This window comes from Burkholderia sp. 9779_493, from assembly GCF_015712215.1.
Lineage (GTDB): Bacteria > Pseudomonadota > Gammaproteobacteria > Burkholderiales > Burkholderiaceae > Burkholderia > Burkholderia cenocepacia.
Genome location: NZ_JACCQA010000003.1, coordinates 185,229 through 204,464 on the forward strand (window position 1 = coordinate 185,229; position 19,236 = coordinate 204,464).

Genomic DNA, 19,236 nt, shown 5'->3' on the forward strand with positions numbered 1-19,236 from the left:
CGCCTGACGCGACGCGGCGGGGAGCGCTCGTGCGTCGATAGCGTCACGGTCGCTCCCCGCCCGCCGCCTCGTGCGCAAGGAGCGATTCATGACGACACGACACAACACCTCGCACAAGAAACAGCGCGGCTTCATCAAGGCCGGCGCCGGCCAGCAGAACGAACCGCGCACCATGCGCGCCGCGCAGGAAGCGGCCCGCCCGCTCGAAGACACGCTGAAGTCGCTGCACACCAGCACGCGCGGCCTCACCTACGACCAGGCCGCCGACCGCCTGCAGCAGCATGGCCCGAACGAAATCGCGCACGACAAGCCGCCGCACTGGACCCGGCAGTTGCTGCTCTCGTTCCACAACCCGTTCGTCTACGTGCTGCTGGTGCTGGCCGCCATCAGCTTCTTCACCGACGTCTACTTCGCGGCGCCCGACGAGCGCGACTACGTCGGCATGACGATCCTGCTGACGATGGTCACGATCAGCGCGCTGCTGCGCTTCGTGCAGGAATTCCGTTCGCTGCGCGCGGCCGAGAAGCTCAAGGCGATGGTCCGCACGACCGCGACCGTGCAGCGCGCGGTGACCGACACGGCCGAGCCGTCGCGCCGCGAAGTGCCGATGCGCGACGTCGTCGTCGGCGACATCGTGCATCTTTCCGCCGGCGACATGATCCCCGCCGACGTGCGGCTGCTCGCGTCGCGCGACCTGTTCATCAGCCAGGCGGTGCTGACCGGCGAGGCGCTGCCCGTCGAGAAGTACGACACGCTCGGCGCGGTGGCCGGCAAATCCGCGGGCACGCACGCGGCGAGCGCGGCCAATGGCGCACCGGCGTCGCTGCTCGATCTCGAGAACGTCTGCTTCATGGGCACCAACGTCGTCAGCGGCACGGCGACGGCCGTCGTCGTCGCGACCGGCGAAGAGACCTACTTCGGCTCGCTCGCGCGCAACGTCGTGAGCCACAAGCGCATCGAGACGAGCTTCGACCGCGGCGTCGCCAGCGTCAGCTGGCTGCTGATCAAGTTCATGTTCGTGATGGTGCCGATCGTGTTCATGATCAACGGCCTGACCAAGGGCGACTGGCTGAGCGCCCTCACGTTCGCGCTCGCGGTGGCCGTGGGCCTCACGCCCGAGATGCTGCCGATGATCGTCAGCGCGAACCTCGCGCGCGGCGCGGTCGCGATGGCGCGCCGCAAGGTCGTCGTCAAGCGGCTGAACTCGGTGCAGAACTTCGGTGCGATGGACGTGCTGTGCACCGACAAGACCGGCACGCTCACGCAGGACAAGATCATCCTCGAACATCACCTCGACCTGTCCGGCCACAAGAACGAGGACATCCTGCGGCTCGGCTGGCTGAACAGCTTCCACCAGAGCGGCCAGAAGAACCTGATCGACATCGCGGTCGTCGCGCGCGCCGACGAGATCGGCGAACGCGTGAAGCCGCAGGGTTACAAGAAGATCGACGAACTGCCGTTCGACTTCGTGCGGCGCCGCCTGTCGGTCGTCGTCGAGGATACGCGCGGCACGCATCTGCTGATCTGCAAGGGCGCGGTCGAGGAAATGCTGGCGGTGTCGACGCACGTGCAGGATGAAGACGGCGTACGCCCGCTCGACTACGTGGCCCGCAAGCGGCTGCTCGAACAGGCCACCGCGTACAACGAGGACGGCTTCCGCGTGCTCGTGCTCGCCACGCGCACGATCCCGCGTGGCGACGAGCGTGCGCAATACCGCACCGCCGACGAACACGATCTCGTCGTGCGCGGCTTCCTGACCTTCCTCGATCCGCCGAAGGAGTCGGCCGCGCCGGCGCTCGCCGCGCTGCGCGAGAACGGTGTCGCGGTGAAGGTGCTGACGGGCGACAACCCGACCGTCACGATGAAGGTGTGCCGCCAGGTCGGCCTCGAACCCGGCAAACCGATGCTCGGCACGGAAATCGAAGCGCTCGACGACGACACGCTCGCGCAGGTGGTCGAACGCACGACCGTGTTCGCGAAGCTCACGCCGCTACAGAAGGCGCGCATCGTCAAGGCGCTGCAGGCGAACGGTCACACCGTCGGCTTCCTCGGCGACGGCATCAACGATGCGCCCGCGCTGCGCGACGCCGACGTCGGCATCTCGGTCGACAGCGGCGCCGACATCGCGAAGGAGACCGCCGACATCATCCTGCTCGAAAAGAGCCTGATGGTGCTGGAGGAAGGCGTGATCAAGGGCCGCGAGACGTTCGGCAACATCCTGAAGTACCTGAACATGACGGCCAGCTCCAACTTCGGCAACGTGTTCTCGGTGCTGGTCGCCAGCGCGTTCCTGCCGTGGGAGCCGATGCTCGCGACGCAACTGCTCGTGCTGAACCTGATCTACGACACGTCGCAGATGCTGCTGCCGTGGGACAAGATGGACCCCGAGTTCCTGAAGAAGCCGCGCAAGTGGGAAGCCGGCAACATCAGCCGCTTCATGCTGTGGGTCGGGCCCACGTCGTCGGTATTCGACATCACGACGTACATCCTGATGTGGACGGTGTTCGGTGCGGGCGCGCTGTATCACCTGAACGGCGGCGCGAGCGGCCAGATCGTGATGAACTCGGGCTGGTTCATCGAGAGCCTCGTGTCGCAGACGCTCGTCGTGCACCTGCTGCGCACGCAGAAGATCCCGTTCCTGCAGAGCACGGCGTCGCTGCCGGTGCTGCTGTCGACCTTCACCGCGATCGCGATCGGCTGCTGGCTGCCGTTCTCGCCGTTCGCGGAGGCGATCGGCTTCATGCACCTGCCGGGCACCTACTGGCTGTGGCTCGCCGCGACGATGGTCGGGTACATCGTGCTCGCGCAGATCGTCAAGACGATCTACGTGCGCCGCTACAAGCAGTGGTTCTGATCGCGCTCGGATGACGATGCGCCGGCCCGTGCGCCACCTGCACGGGTCGCCCCCCGATCTGCCGTCGTTCGGCGATGAACGGGCCGCCTCGGCGGCCCGTTTTTTCATTCAGCGGGCATCGTTCGCGCCGAACAGCTGCGCGCACACCGCGCGCCCCTCGCCGGTCAGCGCGGCACTGCCGGTCCCGTCCTCGTTCAGCGTCGTCGCGCTCAGGCCGGCGGCGTCGAGTTGCGTCAACACGCGGCGCAGCGTGCTCATCGGCAATTGCGCGCGCTTCGCGATCTTCGGCAGCGACCATGGCTTGCCGGCCGGACCGCTGGCGGCTTCGTTCAGCGTCGCGAGCGTGGCGACGAGCGCGGGATCGAGCGGGGATTCGTCGGATTCTGAAGTCATCGGTTCGGGTTCGTCGGCCGGCGTCGCGCCGGCATGCAGGCAGAAAGCGATCGCGGACACTATACGCCGCGTCACGCCCCCTTGAGCGCCGCGCGCATGAACGACACGAAACGCGTGGTGACGGGATCGTCGCGATCGGACCGCCACGCGAGCCCCACGCGCCACTTCGCGTCCCGGCCGTCGAGCGGCAGCACCGTCGCGTCGCGCAACAGGTACTGCGCGCTCGACGGGATGAACGCGACACCGCCGCCGGCCGCGACCGACGTCAGCACCGATTGCACGTCCTCCGCCTGCTGCATCACGTGCGGCACGAAGCGCCGCGCGACGCACCATCGGTCGATCTGCGCGGCCAGCCCGGGACCACGCGCACGCTGCAGCGCGATGAAGCCGATCTCGTTGAGCACGTCGAGGTCGGCCGGCACGCGCTTGAAGCCGAGATGCGGCGGTACCGCGAGCGCGAGCGCTTCGTCGATCACCTTGAACGACGACAAGCCTTCGCCGGAAGGCAGGCGCAGGAAACCGGCGTCGAGCTTGCCGGTGCGCAGCCGGCGCGTCTGCTCGGACGACGACAGGTCGCTCAGCGTCACCGCGATACCCGGATTGCAACGGCGGAATTCGGCGATCAGTTTCGGCACGAGCGTCAGCACGGACAGGCAGATGCCGAGCCGCAAATGCCCGCGCTGCCCGCTGGTCGCTTCCCGCGCACGCGCCAGGATTTCGTCGGCATCGCGCACGAGCGCCTGTGCGTCGGGCAGGAAGCGTTCGCCGAACGGCGTCAGCTCCGCGCCATGCCGGCCGCGCTCGAACAGCTTGCCGCCGAGGCTCGCCTCGAGCGCGCCGATCTGCTTGCTGAGCGCAGGCTGACTCATGTGCAGCGCATCGGCCGCACGGCTGAAATGGCACAGCTCGGTGACCGTCAGGAATGTGCGCAGCAGTTTCAGTTCCATTCTTTAACGGAATCGTAACGATCGAAATATTCATTTTACCGATCGAATGCAATGGCGTTCAATACGGACATGCCCTTTCCGGAATTCACGTTCATGTCCCTCGATCCAGCGGCCGACTGCGTGGCCGAGCCGTCATGCGATGTCGCGGATGCCAACACCTGCGCAGTGGCCGCCGAGACCCGCGCACCGAAGCGTCGTGCCGAGCGCACGGACGGGCGCAGCCGCCGCTTTCGCTTCGGCGATGCCCTGGAAGACGCGCCGCCACGCGCGGTGACCGGTTCGATCGCGATCAGTTTTGCGGTCGTGTCGCGGCGGAACTGGCCGCGCTGAACCGCGTGGCTGCGCGCCTTTCACCCCACACCCACCGCGGCCCGACAGCGCGAAAACGACCGAAATCCTCCCGCATCACGCGTCAATGCGCGTCATCCCATCGTCATCGCCCCGCGATCGACCGTATAATTTCCCGCACCCGCTGACCGCCCACGCATTCCGCGCAGCCGCATCGCGCGTGAAAAGGAGACTTTCGCTTGACCGGCCTCATCGCGCGCCTGCCTCGCGCCCGGACCACCCTGATCCTCGCCCTGTCGTTCCTGCTGCTCGCATTCGCCGCGAATGCGTCCGCGCAACGCGTACAACCGCATCGCGCCGCTCATGTGCAACCGCATGCCCATACGAAGGCCGTCAAGAAGAAACCCCATCGCAAGAAAAAGGCCGTCAAGCATCGTCGCTCGCGCGTGACGCATCAGGCGGCCAAACGCCACGCGGCGCCCGCGCCGCAGCAGCGGCGCGCGAAACGCACGGCCGCCGTGCGGCCGCGCCCGCCCGCGAAGCCGAAGCTGCTCGCCAGTTGCGGCTATACGCCGCGCGCGGTCGGTTCGCTGCATTCGCGCGCGGCCTACGTGCTCGACGTCGATTCCGGCACCCCGCTGCTGGCCCGCAACGCGCGTACCGTCCGGCCGATCGCATCGATCTCCAAACTGATGACGGCCGTCGTCGCGCGCGACGCCGATCGTCCGCTGAACGGCGTGCTGCGCGTGACCGCGCGCGATCGCGACACGATCAAGTTCACCGGTTCGCGGCTGCAGGTGGGCTCGGAACTGTCGCGCCGCGAGATGTTCCATATCGCGCTGATGTCGTCGGAGAACCGCGCCGCCGCCGCGTTGAGCCGCGACTATCCGGGCGGGCGCGTCGCGTTCGTCAAGGCGATGAACCGCGAAGCACGTCGGCTCGGCATGCGGCATACGCACTTCCGCGAGCCCACCGGCCTGTCGCCGCACAACGTATCGACCGCGGAAGATCTCGCGCGGCTCGTCGGCGCGGCCGCGCAGGATCCGTTGATCCGCTATTTCTCGACCGATCTGTCGACCACCGTGCGCCCCGGCGACGGCGAACTCGTGTACGTGAATTCCGACCCGCTCGTGCGCTACCGCCGCCTGCCGATCCGGCTGCAGAAAACCGGCTTCATCAACGAATCGGGGCACGGCGTCGTGATGCGCATGCGCGTGAAAGGCCGCCGCGAAACGGTCGTGCTGCTCGGTGCGCCGACGCGCGCCGGCGTATCGAGCGACGCCATCCGGATCCATCGCTGGCTGTCCTGTTCGATCCGGTAAACACACGCAGGCAGCCGGCGCATTCACGCCAGGGGAGCGACGCCATGCACGACGAATACCGCTTCAACGCATTTGGTCGGCTGCTCGCCGTCGTGCGCATGGACGGCCGCTGGGCCGTGTTCGATCTCGGCGCCGAAGGCAAGCGACGCCCGGCCAATCTGCAGATTCCGTCCGCGCTCGCCGCGGACGAACTCGGCCAGTATCTCGGCGATCTGCTGCACGAAAACGCGACCCCGCGCTACAGCGAAGTCGTACCGGTCGCGCATCGGCGTACGTAATCGCGTGCCGGACGGCGTCGCCAACGGGCAATCAATTCGACAGTTAAACTTGCAAGTTTAACTGTCTTATTCTATGATTCGCCGCATGAACCCGCCACGCAAACCCGGCGTTTCCGCCGACGCCGTCGCCGCCGACCTGACCCTCGCGGTCGGCCAGCTCATCCGCCGGCTGCGCTCCGAGATCGATTCCGAAGGGCTCGGCATGTCCCAGACGAGCGCACTCGCACGGCTTCACCGGCACGGGCCGATGACGACTGCCGATCTCGCGCGCGCCGAAGCGATGAAGCCGCAGTCGATGAAGGCGATCCTCGCGAGCCTCGAGGAAGACGCGCTCGTCGAGCGCGAACCGCATCCGACCGACGGCCGCCAGATCCTGTTCAAACTCACCGCCGCCGGCCTCGACGCACGACACAAGCGCAACGCCGCGAAAAACAAGTGGCTCGGCGCCGCGATCGAGAAGCTCGATCCGCACGACATCGACACGCTCGCCGCCGCCATCCCGCTGATCCGCCGCATCGGTGAGCAATGAACCCGGTCGGCGCGCGACGCGGCATGCGCGCGCACGGCTTTCCCCGCCCTGTCCCCGGAGCCCCATCATGAGCGCAACCCGTCTCGACACGAACACGGCGCTGGTCGTCATCGACCTGCAGAAAGGCATCGTCGCCCTCCCCACCGCGCACCCGGTCGCACCGGTGATCGCCCGCACCCGCGAACTGCTCGACGCGTTCCGCAGCCGCGGCCTGCCGGTCGTGCTGGTCAACGTCGCGGGCGGCGCACCGGGCCGCACCGAACAAGCGCCACGCACGGCGCAGCTTCCGGCCGACTGGACCGAACTCGTGCCCGAGCTGAACCGCCAGCCGACCGACCACGTCGTGACGAAGCAGACCTGGGGCGCTTTCACCGGCACCGGTCTCGACGCGCACCTGAAGGCAGCCGGCGTCACGCAGATCGTGCTGACCGGCGTCGCGACCAGCATCGGCGTCGAATCGACCGCGCGGCAGGCGCACGAACTCGGCTACAACGTGACGCTCGCCGTCGACGCGATGACCGACCTCAACGCGGACGCGCACGTCAACAGCGTCGAGCGGCTGTTCCCGCGTCTCGGCGAAACGGGCACGACTCAGGACATCGTCGCGCTGCTCGACCGGCGCGGCGCGTGAGCGACAAGCGCATCCGGCCGGCGCCGGGCCACGCGGCCGGCCGGCTCGATCCGTCGATCTGGAAAGTCGGCGCGGTCGCGACGCTCGGCTCGCTGCTGTCGCAACTCGATGCGACGATCGTCAACGTGTCGCTGTCGAGCCTCGCGACCGACCTGCATGCCAGCCTGTCGACGATCCAGTGGGTGACAAGCGGCTACCTGCTCGCGCTGACGCTGGTGCTGCCGCTGAACGGCTGGCTCGTCGACCGCATCGGTGCGAAGGCGCTGTATCTGTGGTGCTTCTCGGCGTTCACGCTCACGTCGGCGCTGTGCGGGCTCGCGTGGTCCGCGCCGTCGCTGATCGCGTTTCGCGTGTTGCAAGGCGTCAGCGGCGGCCTGCTCGCGCCGATGGCGCAGATGATGATCGCGCGCGTCGCCGGCCAGCAGATGGCGCGCGCGATCGGCTACGCGGCGGTGCCGGTACTGCTCGCGCCGATCCTCGGCCCGGTCGTGGCCGGCGCGATCCTGCAGCACACGTCGTGGCGCTGGCTGTTTCTGGTGAACCTGCCCGTCGGCGCGCTCGCGCTCGCACTGGCCGCGCGGTTCCTGCCCGGCGACCGGGACGATGCGCCGCGGCGCGAACTCGACTGGCTCGGCCTCGCGTTGCTGTCGCCGGCGCTCGTGCTGTTCCTGTACGGCGTCGAGCGGATCGGCTCGACGCTCGGCATCGCGGCGGTCGCAAGCTCGGCGCTGCTGCTCATCGCGTTCCTGCGCTTCGAGCGCCGCCAGCGCGAACGTGCGCTGATCGACCTCGCGCTGTTTCGCTCGCGCGTATTCGGCGCGGCAGCGAGCACGCAGTTCCTGTCGAACGGCGCGATGTATGCAGGCCAGATGCTGATTCCCGTGTTCCTGATCCAGGCGTGCGGGCGCTCGCCGGGAGAGATGGGCTGGCTGCTCGCGCCGCTCGGGCTCGGCATGCTCGTCACCTATCCGTCGATGGGCGCGCTGACGAGCCGCTTCGGCGTACGCCGGCTGGCCGCCGCCGGTGCATTGCTGGCGCTCGTCGCCACGCTGCCGTTCGTGTTCCTCGCGCTGACCGGTTACGATCCGCTCGTGCTCGTCCCCGCGCTGTTTCTGCGCGGCATGGGCCAGAGCGCGATCGGCGCGCCGTCGATCGCCGCCGCGTATGCGTCGGTCGAGCGCCGCAACCTGCCGATGGCGACCACGTCGCTCAATATCGTGCAGCGGCTCGGCGGCCCGACGTTCACGACGCTGTGCACGCTGTTCCTCGCATGGCGGCTGCAGGCCGAATCGGCGACGGCCGGCGGCACGCAGGCCGTCGCCTATGCGTGGGCGTTCGGCCTGCTGTGCGCGCTGCATGCGGCAAGCTTCGTGACGACGCTGCGGCTGCCGTTGCGCTCGGCCGGCGCAGGCGCAGGCGACTGACCTCGATATCCTGCCGGCCGACGGCGGCCTGCCCGTCCTGCCGAATTTCTCGATCAACCTCCATGTGCCGCGCGGCCAGCACACGCCGGCCGCGGCGAAACTGGCCCGCTGCCTGCGCAACGGTTTCGCGCGCCTGCGCGCGCTCGCGTAGCGCCGCATCGCGCTACACCGTGCCCGGCTCCTGCGGCGCGGGTGTCGTACCGGCCGCCTCCAGCGCCTGATGCAGCGTGGCAAAGATGCACGTCGCGCCGACCACCTCGGTGATCCCGTGACGATCCATGTCCGCGCGCAGATAACGGTTCACGCGCCCGAACAGCACGCCGATCCCGCGCGCATGCAGCGACCTGACGAGATCGGTCAAGGTCCGCGCGGCCGAATAGTCGACGTCGGTGATCGCGCCCGCATCGACGACGAACCAGCGCGGCGGCACCGGCGCCGCCTCGACGAGTTCGGTCACTTCGGCAGCGAACAGGTGATCGTTCGCGAAGAACAGGTCGGCGCCGAACCGGTAGACGATCAATCCGGGCGCCGTCATCGCGCCGCGCCGGGTCGGCACCGGCTGCCACCGGCCGTTGCCGCCGACGGGTTCGAGCACCATCGTATGCGGCTGGTAGCTGTGGCGCACGTGCCGCATCAGCGACAGCGCGACGGCCAGCAGGATGCCCTGCTCGACGCCGACCGTCACGACGGCCGCGGCCGTGATCAGCGCGAGCGTGAATTCGCCGGGGCTTTCCTCGCGGATCGCCGCGAGACTGCGCACGTTGATCAGCCCGAGCGCGATCGTGAACACGATGCCGGCCAGCACCGCATGCGGCAGATACTGCAAATACGGACTGAAGAACAGCAGCACGACGGCGACGACGACGGCGAACGCGAGATGCCCGATCTGGCTGCGCACGCCCGCGCCGTCGGCCATCGCCGTTTGCGTCGGGCTGCCGTTGACGACGAACGCACCGCCGAGCGCCGCCGCCGCGTTCGCGGCCGCGAGCCCGAGGATATCGGCGTTGGTGTCGACGTCCTCGCCGTACTGCTGCGCGAATACGCGCGCGGCGGCCGCGCTCTGCGCGATGATCATCACGAAGCACGAAGCGGCAACCGGCACGAGATCGAGAAACTGCTGCCACGTGACGGACGGCCAGCGCAGCGCTGGCAGCCCGCCGGCCACGGGCCCGAGCACCGCGATGCCGTGCGCCGCGAAGCCGAACGCAGCGCTCGCGGCGATGCTGCCCACGACCGCGATCATCGGCATCGGCACGCGCGGCAGGAACCGCTTGCACGCGAGAATCGCGCCGACGACGAGCGCCGCGAGCGCGAGCGTCGGCCGGTGCGTGTGAGCGAGGTGCGTGACGACGTAGTCGAGTTGCGCGAGGCTGCGCGACGCCGGGTACGGCACGGCGAGGCCGAACATGTCGCCGAGCATCGCGATCGACACCTGCACGCCGACGCCGGCGAGAAAACCGACCAGCACCGTGCGCGACAGGAAATCGGCGAGAAAGCCGAGCTTGAAGATGCGCGCGAGCAGCAGCATCGCGGCGGTCAGCAACGCGACCATGCCGGCCAGCGCCGCATAGTCGGCGCTGCCGGCCGGCGCCATCGACGACAGCCGGCTCGCGAAAATCGTCGCGGTCGCGGAATCGGCGGCGACCACGAGATGGCGCGACGCGCCCAAGCACGCGAATGCAACGAGCGGCAGGAACACCGTGTAGAGCCCGGTGACGGCCGGCATGCCGGCGATGCGCGCGTAGCCGAGCACCTGCGGGATATCCATCGACGCGAGCGAAATGCCCGCGACGATGTCGCGTATCGCCGCCGCGCGGCGGATCGGAAGGAGGCCTTTCAGCAGCCGCACGCGTGACGGACGGCTTTCGTTGGAATCTGGCATGCGTGAAATGCGTGAGGTCGAAATGACGGGGCCGCGAACGGGTGCGCGACGGTGTCGCGTGTCGCTCACCGTCGCCGGACCGGCCGCGCACCAACGCGAACGACGCACCGACGACGCGTGTGACGTCCGCATGATTGCATGGATCGGCTATCGCGCGCATCGAAGCGCAACAGCCGGCCGTCGCGGCTTCCGGACGATCGCGCCCCCGTGAACGACACGTCCGGCGCCCTGCTCGCACACCGGCTTGCGGTGACGTCGATTCGCCGCTCGTCTTCACCTTGATAGAGAGGATACCTGCACAAAGGTGAGCCGATTCGGGAGCCGATCGCCCGCCTTCGCGGCACGCCTCCGGAACCCGATGGCACAATCACGGTCCCTTTCATGTGCCCTTCACCAGGCGCGCGCCGCGTCGCGGCGCCGATTCAACGCACAAGAAGGCCCCAGTCTGCTCCTATGACCCTGAACGAATCCTGGTTGACGCCGCTCGTCGGCATCCTCGTCCTGCTCGCCGCCGCCGGCGCGATCACCGCCGTCGTGCATTTCCTGCTGTTTCGCGTGGTCGCGCGACTCGCGCGGCTGTCCGCCACGCGCGTCGACGACGCGCTGTTCGAATTCGGCGCCTTCAAATGGCTGAACCGCATCGTGCCGTTCGTCGTGATCAAGCTCGGGCTCGGCGCGGTGCCCGGCATTCCGGGCCTGGCCGCGCAGGTCGTCGACAAGGTGCTGTTCGCGCTGATCGTGTTCCTCGTGACGATGACCATCAGCGCGACGCTGTCCGCGCTCGAACACACGCACCGCACGTCCCGGCGCGACCAGCCGCGCCTGTCGCTGAAAGGCGCGATGCAGCTCGTCAAGCTCGTGATGTTCATCACGGCCGCGCTCGTCGTGATCGGTGATGCGACCGGCAAGCAGATCGGCCTGCTGCTGTCCGGCATCGGCGCGATGTCGGCGGTGCTGATGCTGATCTTCAAGGACACGCTGCTCGGCCTCGTCGCCGGCGTGCAGCTGTCGTCGAACGACATGCTGCGGATCGGCGACTGGATCACGATGCCGTCGGCCGGCGCGGACGGCACGGTGATCGACATCACGCTGAACACCGTCAAGGTCGCGAACTTCGATCACACGATCATCACGGTGCCGACGTGGAAGCTGATCACCGAGAGCTACCAGAACTGGCGCGGGATGACCGAGGCGGGCGGCCGCCGCATCAAGCGCGCGCTGTTCATCGATGCGACGAGCGTGCGCTTTCTGTCGAACGACGAGATCGAACGTCTCGAACGCCTGACGCTGCTGAAGGATTATCTCGAAGACAAGGTCGATGCGATCGCGCAATGGAACGGCACGCTGGGTGCGGCCGGCGACTGCCCGGCGAACCGCCGCCAGCTGACCAATCTCGGCACGTTCCGCGCATACGTCGCGAACTACCTGAAGGGCCATCCGCGCATCCGCCGCGACATGACGAACATGGCGCGGCAACTGCCGCTCACGGCCGAAGGCATTCCGCTCGAACTGTACTGCTTCACCGATACGACGACGTGGGTCGACTACGAGACCATCCAGGCCGACCTGTTCGACCACCTGATCGCGGTGCTGCCGGAGTTCGGGCTGCGCGTCTACCAGCATCCGTCGGGCTTCGACATGCGGCAGATGGTCGACACCGCGCAAGCCGGGCTACAGGAGCCACGCGCGGCCTGATACCGGCGCCCGGCGGCCGGCCGCCGGGCGGCCGCGCTCACCGCGCCGCGCACTCCGACGCGAGCCGCCCCAGCACCTTCAGCGCGTCCTCGATCTGCCGCGACCACGGGTAGCTGTAATTGAGCCGGATGAAATGCCGGTAATCGGTGCCGGCCGAGAACATGTGTCCGGGCCCGACCGTGATCCGCTGCGCGAGCGCCAGCGAATACAGCTTCATCGCGTCGACCTGCGGCGGCAGCTCGACCCACAGCACGTACCCGCCCTGCGGCTGCGACAGCCGCGTGCCTTCCGGGAAGAAACGCCGCACCATCGCGCTCATCAGGCTCGCCTGCTGCGCATACTGCTTGCGCATGCGCCTCAGGTGAAAGTCGTAGCCGTCGTATTTCAGGTACTCGGCGATCGCGAGTTGCTCGATCGCGGGCGTCGCGAGCGTGTTCAGGAATTTCAGCTTCTCGACCTGGTCGCGGTAGCGGCCCGGCATCGCCCAGCCGATCCGGTAGCGCGGCGACAGGCTCTTCGTGAACGACGCGCAATGCAGCACCAGCCCGTCGCGATCGAACGACTTCAGCGCGCTCGGTGCCGTGTCGCCGAAGTGCAGCTCGTGATAGACGTCGCTCTCGATCGCCGGCACGCCGTGCTTCGCGAGCAGTTCGACCAGCGCGCGCTTGCGCGCATCGGGCATCTGGAAGCCGAGTGGATTCTGGAAGTTCGGCATCACCATGCACGCCGCGATGCGCTCGCTCGCGAGAATCCGCCCGAGCGCGTCGAGATCGATGCCGTCGCCCGGATGCGTCGCGACTTCCAGCGCACGCATGCCCATCCGCTCGATCGCGTGCAGCATCGCGTAGAAGGTCGGCGACTCCACCGCGATCGTGTCGCCCGGTTTCGCGACCGCCTGCAGGCACAGGTTGATCGCCTCGGTCGCGCCGATCGTCATCACGATCTCGCCGGGCTCGACCGCGACTCCACGCTCCGCATAGCGCCGCGCGATCTGGCGGATCAGCTCCTGGTTGCCGGGCGGCAGGTCGTCGATCACGCCCCAGCGCGTGCGGCGCCGCCCGATCGCCTGCGCATAGCGCGCGAGACGCTGCACCGGAAACTGCGACGCGTCGGGATACGGCGAGCCGAGCGGCACCGCGTCGTCGCGCGCGATCGAGCGCAGCGTCGACAGCACGAGCCGGCTCACGTCCACGGCCGACGGCTCGGCGGCCGGCGCGGAGACATGCAATTCCGCCTCGGCCGGCGCCACGGCGCGCGCCCGCACGAAGTAGCCCGACTGCGGCCGGCTTTCGATCAGGCCGCGGCTTTCGAGCACGAGGTACGCGCGCAGCACGGTCGTGACGCTGAGCTGCTGCTGCCGGCTCGCCTGACGCACCGACGGAATCCGCTCGCCGGGCCGGTATACGCCCCGCTCGATCTGCGCCTGGAGATCGTCGGCCAGTTGTTCGTAACGCTTCACGCGCCTCCCTTTCAGCTTCCCTTCAGCAACACAGTTGCGATCCGCACTGTATGAATGGCCGAAACTGTACTCTTTTTTGAAGTGAACAGGTGTACACACAGCGGGACGGGTGCCGCGCGTACTCTGCACGCATCGACCCCGACACCCGCATCATGAAAAAGAAATCCGCCACCGCGCGCATCGAACCGTACACCCACCCGGCCGCCGGCTGGGGCGCGCTGAAAGCCGTCACGATCAACCTGATCAAGGAAAAGGTCGCCGGCGGCAACTACCGCACGCTGCTGCGCCAGAACCAGCCGGACGGCTTCGACTGCCCGGGCTGCGCGTGGCCCGACCGCCAGCACGCGTCGACGTTCGAATTCTGCGAGAACGGCGTGAAGGCCGTGGCCGCGGAAGCGACGAGCAAGCGCGTGACGCCCGACTTCTTCGCCGCGCACACGGTGACCGAACTGCTCGAACAGTCGGATTTCGAGCTCGAACAGCACGGCCGGCTCACCGATCCGATGGTGTACGACGCGCGGACCGACCGCTACGTGCCGATCGCATGGGACGACGCGTTCGAACTGATCGCCCGCCACCTGCGCGCACTGCCCGACCCGAACCAGGCCGCGTTCTACACGTCCGGCCGCGCCAGCAACGAGGCCGCGTTCCTGTATCAATTGTTCGTGCGGCGGTACGGCACCAACAACTTCCCCGACTGCTCGAACATGTGCCACGAGGCGACGAGCCGCGGGCTGCCGGCGTCGGTCGGGGTCGGCAAGGGCACCGTCACGCTCGACGATTTCGAGCATGCGGACACGCTGCTGATCTTCGGCCAGAACCCCGCGACCAACCACCCGCGGATGATGGGCGAGCTGCGCGAATGCGCGAAGCGCGGCGCGACGATCGTGTCGATCAACCCGCTGAAGGAGCGCGGCCTCGAACGCTTCGCCGATCCGCAAAGCCCGCTGGAGATGCTGACGATGTCGGGCACCAGGATCGCATCGACGTTCATCCAGCCGACGCTCGGCGGCGATTTCGCGCTGATCAAGGGAATGGCCAAGCGCGTGCTCGAACTCGACGACGACGCGCGCGCCGCCGGTGCGCCGCGCGTCATCGACACCGCGTTCATCGGCGAGCACACGGCCGGCTTCGACGCGTTCGCCGACGACCTGCGCGCCGAAAGCTGGTCCGCGCTGACGGCCGAAAGCGGCGTGCCGTACGAGCAGATCGACGCGCTCGCGCGGCTCTATGCGCGCAGCGAACGCGTGATCGCGACGTGGGGGATGGGCATCACGCAGCACAAGCATTCGGTCGCGACGGTGCAGATGCTGACCAACCTGATGCTGATGCGCGGCAACATCGGCCGCCCCGGCGCCGGCCTGTGCCCGGTGCGCGGCCATTCGAACGTGCAGGGCAACCGCACGGTCGGCATCGAGGAAAAGCCGTCGCAGGCGTTCCTCGACCGGCTCGGCCACGTGTTCGACTTCGAACCGCCGCGCCATCACGGCTACGACGTCGTCGAGACGATCGAAGCGATGCTCGACGGCCGCGTGAAGGTGCTGATCGGCCTCGGCGGCAACTTCGCGATGGCGACGCCCGACACGCCGCGCACGTGGGAAGGCATGCGCCGCTGCGAACTGTCGGTGCACATCACGACGAAGCTGAACCGCAGTCACATGATCCACGGCCGCGACGCGCTGATCCTGCCGACGCTCGGCCGCACCGAGATCGACCTGCAGGACGACGTCGCGCAAGGCGTGACGGTCGAGGACTCGATGAGCATGGTCCACGTGTCGTACGGGATGAACAAGCCGGCTTCGCCGAACCTGATGTCGGAGCCCGCGATCGTCGCGCACATGGCGCACGCGCTGTTCGGCAGCGACACGATCGACTGGCTCGCGTACAAGGACGACTACGCGAAGATCCGCGATGCGATCGAGGCGACGCTCGACGGCTTCTACGACTACAACACGCGCATCGCGCGGCCGGGCGGCTTTCACCTGCGCGTGGCGTCGCGCGACCGCGAATGGCTCACGCCGACGGGCAAGGCGAATTTCATCGCGCACGCGCTGCCGACCGACACGCCGATCCAGCGTGCCCGCGCGCTGCACGGCGACCGGCTGATGACGCTGATGACGACGCGCTCGCACGACCAGTACAACACGACCGTCTACGGGCTCGACGACCGCTATCGCGGCGTGTTCGGCCAGCGCCGCGTGGTGTTCGTCAACCGCGACGATCTCGCGATGCTCGGCCTGAAGGCCGGCGAATGGGTCGACATGGAAACCGTGTGGCACGACGGCATCGAGCGGCGCGCGAACGGCTTCCTGCTCGTCGAGTACGACATCCCGCGCGGCTGCATCGGCGCGTACTACCCGGAAACCAACCCGCTCGTGCCGCTCGACAGCGTCGGCGACGTGTGCAACACGCCGACGTCGAAGTCGGTGCCCGTGCTGCTGCATCGCGCGGCCGCGCCGGCGTCGATCGCCGCCTGACGGAGCACGACGATGATCGTTCGTCCGCGCGAACACTGGCTGCGGATGCTGCTCGTCTGGAACGGCTCGGTGCTGCCGACCATCCTGCCGCAACTCGTGCTGACGCTCGCGATCAGCCTCGTCGCGGTCTGGGGCGGCGGCCGCGTGCTCGGCGAGAAGGTGCCGCTGAATCCGACGCCGTTCACGCTGATCGGCCTGACGCTCGCGATCTTCGCCGGGTTTCGCAACAACGCCAGCTACGAACGCTATCGCGAGGGCCGGCAGCTGTGGGGCGGCGTGCTGACCGCCACGCGCACGCTGGTGTCGCAGGCGCTCTGCTACGGCGCGGTCGACCGTGACGACGCATCGCGCCGCGCGTTCGTGCGCACGGTCGTCGCATTCGTCTACACGCTCAAGCATCAGCTGCGCGGCACCGATCCGGCCGCGGACCTGCGCGGGCTGCTCGACGGCGCGACCTATACGCGCGTCGCCGCTGCCCGGTTTCGTCCGGTCGTCATCGTGCACGCGCTGCGCGAAGCGTTCGCCGCGCGCGCCGATGCGGGCCAGCTCGCCGACACGCGGCTGTGGATGCTCGATGCGCGCCTCGACGATCTCGTCGCGATGGTGAGCGGCTGCGAGCGCATCGCGTCGACGCCGATTCCGTTTTCATACGACGTGCTGCTGCACCGGACCATCTACGCATATTGCGTATTGTTGCCATTCGGCCTCGTCGATTCGATCGGCGCGGCGACACCTTTTGTAACAGTTTTCGTCGCCTATACGCTGATCGCGCTCGACGCGATCGCGCATGCGATCGCCGAACCGTTCGGCGACGGGCCGAACCATCTCGCGCTCGATGCGATGACGCGGCAGATCGAGCGCACGCTGCTCGAACTGAACCGCGAGCCGCTGCCGGCCGAGGTGACGCCCGGCCCGTCGTACCGCCTCACCTGACCGGCCGCCCCGCCCGATCGCGCCGGCCGCGCAGGAAGTCGCCATGCTCGGCGGCCGCATCCGCGATCCGCCGCAGCAGGACCACGCCATTCAGCAACGCATGCGCGGCGTCGCCGTCGCGCGCGGCCACGCGACGGCGCAACAGGCGGGCCGCCGCGTCGCAGCTCCGTTCGAGCCGCGCGAAATCCGCCCGCGCAACGCGCTCGCGCACCGCCGCCGCCGCGCGGCGCGCGGCCGGTTCCCGCGTGGCCAGTTCAGCGAGCGCCAGCAGGCTGTCGCCGATTCCCCAGATCGCGAGCAGATCGCGCATGTCGTGCTCGATCTGCGTCTGCGGCACGCTGCCCGCGAACCCGAGCTCGCGCGCGAGCCGGTCGGCCGTGCGGCTCAGCCACGCGCTCGCCGACCACGCCCGCGGATCGCGCGCGATCCGCACCAGATCGCGGCGCACCGCGCGATGCAGGCGTCGCCGGCTCGTGCCGGGATCACCCGGAAACACCAGCGCGAACACCAGCGCACCGAACGCGATGCCGAGCAGCGTCGCGAGCGCGCTGTTCAGGAACGCGGCGTCGCCGATGCGCGCCGTGTTGTTCGGCGACGTGAAATTCCAGAAGAAGATCGAGAACGCGCTGCCCATCGCGGCCGTGCGCGGATGGCGTATCGCCAGGCCGGTGCCGATCAGGAACACGCCAAGGATGTAGGCCAGCATCTCGAAGCCCGACACCGCGGGCAGCAGCGCGAAGTTGCAGACGACGCCCGCGACCGCCGCGCATGCCGTGCCTTTCATGAAACCGACGATCGCGCGCACCGAATTGGGGCGTGTCGAGAACAGTGCGCTCACCACCGCCGTGATCGCGACGAACCCGCCGCCCGCCGGCCACGCGGTGAAGATCCAGATCGCCGACGCGGCCAGCACCGCGATGAACGCGCGGACGCCGTTGTGACACGCGAGCACCGGATCGCGGTGGAACGCATAGCGCACGCGTGCAGGCGGCGGCACCGGCCGCTCGAGCAATGCCTGGCTCGCGAATGCGCGGTCGAAGCCGCCGAGCAGCGCCGACAGCCGGTCGAGCGTGAGCAGGCGCGACGTGTCGGTGCCGGCCGGCACGGCCGCTTCGACCCGCAGGGCGGCGTCCACCCGTGCGCGCAGCGCCGCCATCTCGTGCCTCGCGTCGCCCGACACGGCGACCCGGTCGAGCACGCCTGCCGCCTCGTCGACGAGCGGCTCCGGCGCACCGCCGGCGCGCGCCGCATGCTCGCGGATCGCCTGCCCGGCAGCCTGCGCGGCGAGCACGCCGAGCGCCGCCACGCGCAGATGGCCGATCATGTTGCGCACCGGCGGCGCGCCGGCCGCCGCGTATTCGGCCGCCGTGTCGAGTTCGAGCGCGTCCGCGAACAACCGGTGCACGGCCGCGTCGTTCGGCTCGCGGCGCAGCGCGCCCGCGCCGACCGCCACCGCGCGGTCGAGATAGCGCGCAAGCCGCGTGCGGACGTCCTTCAGCGGCGCGCCCGGTGCGAAGACCGTTTCAAACAGCGCACCGCACAGGATGCCGACCACCACGTACAGAAACCGCGCGACCGCGATATCGAACGCATGCAGCGGCGCCGATACCGCGTCCATCGCGACGATCGCGGCCGTATAGCCCGCGAGCACCGCCGCATACGCACGAAAATTCCGCTGGAACGTCGCGATGCCCGCGCACAGGCCGATCCACGCGGCAAGCGCGGGCAGGAACAATTGCGGCGTCTGCTCGAATGCGCTGGTCAGCGCGAGCGCCACGGTCGCCCCGATCGCGGTGCCGAGAATCCGGTACTGACTCTTCGACAGCCCCATCCCGCGGCTGCCCTGCGCGACGATCCACACGGTCGAGGCGGCCCAGATCGGATCGTCGAGATTCATGCGGAACGCGATATAGAGCGCGAGCAACGACGCGGCGGTATTGCGTAATGCGAAGCCGAGCGCGCCCGGCGGCAAGGTGGGCCACGCATCGCGCAGCGCGGCGCGCACGGCCGCGATCGGCGGCAGGCCGGGGACGGAAAATTTCATGCGTCGAGCATACGAGCGTGCGACGCGCGCCACTACCGGCCGAAACGGAATGCGGTATTGCAGCGCACGGAATAATCTGG

General features: G+C 68.6%; 15 protein-coding genes. 10 read left to right on the forward strand and 5 right to left on the reverse strand.

What is annotated here, in order from left to right; genetic code table 11:
- The first annotated feature begins 88 nt into the window (after positions 1–88).
- Positions 89–2,854: a magnesium-translocating P-type ATPase gene (gene mgtA, locus H0X95_RS03945; protein WP_080403475.1), complete on the forward strand. Its 2,766-nt coding sequence runs from the start codon at positions 89–91 to the stop codon at positions 2,852–2,854.
- Positions 2,855–2,962: 108 nt separating this feature from the next.
- On the opposite strand, the gene H0X95_RS03950 is transcribed toward mgtA, so the two are convergent.
- Both H0X95_RS03950 and H0X95_RS03955 read right to left on the reverse strand, forming a co-directional pair.
- On the reverse strand, positions 2,963–3,247 hold the full coding sequence (locus tag H0X95_RS03950; protein ID WP_034203332.1) for a hypothetical protein: 285 nt from the start codon (positions 3,245–3,247) through the stop codon (positions 2,963–2,965).
- A 71-nt stretch (positions 3,248–3,318) separates the two neighbouring features.
- Positions 3,319–4,194, reverse strand: coding sequence for a LysR family transcriptional regulator (locus tag H0X95_RS03955; RefSeq protein ID WP_059720780.1), 876 nt, complete (start codon positions 4,192–4,194; stop codon positions 3,319–3,321).
- A 51-nt stretch (positions 4,195–4,245) separates the two neighbouring features.
- On the opposite strand from H0X95_RS03955, the gene H0X95_RS03960 reads away from it, so the two are divergent.
- The 6 genes from H0X95_RS03960 (at position 4,246) to H0X95_RS03985 (ending at position 8,666) form a co-directional block, all read left to right on the forward strand.
- On the forward strand, positions 4,246–4,524 hold the full coding sequence (locus H0X95_RS03960; RefSeq protein ID WP_058903203.1) for a hypothetical protein: 279 nt from the start codon (positions 4,246–4,248) through the stop codon (positions 4,522–4,524).
- Positions 4,525–4,721: 197 nt separating this feature from the next.
- Positions 4,722–5,804: a serine hydrolase gene (locus H0X95_RS03965; RefSeq protein WP_006481625.1), complete on the forward strand. Its 1,083-nt coding sequence runs from the start codon at positions 4,722–4,724 to the stop codon at positions 5,802–5,804.
- 44 nt (positions 5,805–5,848) lie between these two features.
- On the forward strand, positions 5,849–6,082 hold the full coding sequence (locus H0X95_RS03970) for a DUF7661 family protein (protein ID WP_058903204.1): 234 nt from the start codon (positions 5,849–5,851) through the stop codon (positions 6,080–6,082).
- 73 nt (positions 6,083–6,155) lie between these two features.
- Positions 6,156–6,611: a MarR family winged helix-turn-helix transcriptional regulator gene (locus H0X95_RS03975; protein ID WP_006481621.1), complete on the forward strand. Its 456-nt coding sequence runs from the start codon at positions 6,156–6,158 to the stop codon at positions 6,609–6,611.
- 67 nt (positions 6,612–6,678) lie between these two features.
- Positions 6,679–7,242, forward strand: a complete 564-nt coding sequence (locus tag H0X95_RS03980; RefSeq protein WP_006481616.1) for an isochorismatase family protein — start codon at positions 6,679–6,681, stop codon at positions 7,240–7,242.
- A complete protein-coding gene (locus H0X95_RS03985; protein WP_059720778.1) occupies positions 7,239–8,666 on the forward strand; it encodes a DHA2 family efflux MFS transporter permease subunit in 1,428 nt (475 codons plus the stop codon). Before H0X95_RS03980 ends, H0X95_RS03985 begins: the two co-directional genes overlap by 4 nt.
- 163 nt (positions 8,667–8,829) lie before the next feature.
- On the opposite strand, the gene H0X95_RS03990 is transcribed toward H0X95_RS03985, so the two are convergent.
- Entirely contained in the window at positions 8,830–10,548 is a 1,719-nt protein-coding gene (locus H0X95_RS03990; RefSeq protein ID WP_059720776.1) for a SulP family inorganic anion transporter, read from the reverse strand.
- A gap of 453 nt (positions 10,549–11,001) precedes the next feature.
- On the opposite strand from H0X95_RS03990, the gene H0X95_RS03995 reads away from it, so the two are divergent.
- Positions 11,002–12,243 (forward strand): mechanosensitive ion channel family protein, encoded by a 1,242-nt coding sequence (locus H0X95_RS03995; protein ID WP_012493382.1) that lies wholly within the window; start codon positions 11,002–11,004, stop codon positions 12,241–12,243.
- Between the two features lie 37 nt (positions 12,244–12,280).
- On the opposite strand, the gene H0X95_RS04000 is transcribed toward H0X95_RS03995, so the two are convergent.
- Positions 12,281–13,702 carry an aminotransferase-like domain-containing protein gene (locus tag H0X95_RS04000; protein WP_058903210.1) on the reverse strand — a complete coding sequence of 474 codons (1,422 nt, stop codon included), beginning with the start codon at positions 13,700–13,702 and terminating at the stop codon, positions 12,281–12,283.
- Positions 13,703–13,854: 152 nt separating this feature from the next.
- Here H0X95_RS04000 and H0X95_RS04005 point away from each other — a divergent pair, with 152 nt between their 5' ends.
- Positions 13,855–16,179, forward strand: a complete 2,325-nt coding sequence (locus H0X95_RS04005) for an FdhF/YdeP family oxidoreductase (protein WP_059720775.1) — start codon at positions 13,855–13,857, stop codon at positions 16,177–16,179.
- A gap of 12 nt (positions 16,180–16,191) precedes the next feature.
- Complete coding sequence (locus H0X95_RS04010) at positions 16,192–17,112, forward strand: bestrophin family protein (RefSeq protein WP_059720774.1); 921 nt, start codon at positions 16,192–16,194, stop codon at positions 17,110–17,112.
- Here the strand turns inward: H0X95_RS04010 and H0X95_RS04015 are convergent.
- The gene (locus H0X95_RS04015) at positions 17,105–19,156 is read right to left on the reverse strand and encodes an FUSC family protein (RefSeq protein WP_059720773.1); all 2,052 of its coding nucleotides are present in this window, start codon (positions 19,154–19,156) and stop codon (positions 17,105–17,107) included. The genes H0X95_RS04010 and H0X95_RS04015 overlap by 8 nt on opposite strands.
- Positions 19,157–19,236: the final 80 nt, after the last annotated feature.